The sequence below is a fragment of the Bacillus sp. SIMBA_026 genome (genome assembly GCF_046535335.1).
Classification (GTDB): Bacteria; Bacillota; Bacilli; order Bacillales; family Bacillaceae; genus Bacillus; species Bacillus velezensis.
The window spans coordinates 1-232 of sequence record NZ_JAWRWX010000521.1 but is presented as its reverse complement, the minus strand read 5'-3'; the positions used below and the strand labels follow the sequence as shown (position 1 = coordinate 232).

General features: G+C 71.1%; 1 protein-coding gene. It reads right to left on the bottom strand.

Annotated elements, in window-relative coordinates; translation table 11 throughout:
- Window positions 1–117: 117 nt before the first annotated feature.
- The coding region (locus SB847_RS22390) for an SDR family oxidoreductase (RefSeq protein WP_410578971.1) at window positions 118–232 on the bottom strand (115 nt) is incomplete at its 5' end.

Sequence of the window (232 nt, the reverse complement as noted above, 5' to 3'; positions counted from 1 at the left end):
CGGTAGCGCCGCCCGTTTTTGCTGCAACCCTCGCTGCGCGCCCTTGCCGCAACCCACGACGGCGGCGCGCCCGGGAAACCACCGGGGTGCGCCGCCGTCGTCAACCAACGGCTTGGGTTACGGAGTCGGGTTGCCGCCGTTGACGTTGAGGGTTTCGCCCACCACGTAGCTCGACTCCGGGGACGCCAGGAAGACGTAGGCGGGTGCGAGCTCAGCCGGTTGGCCGGCGCGG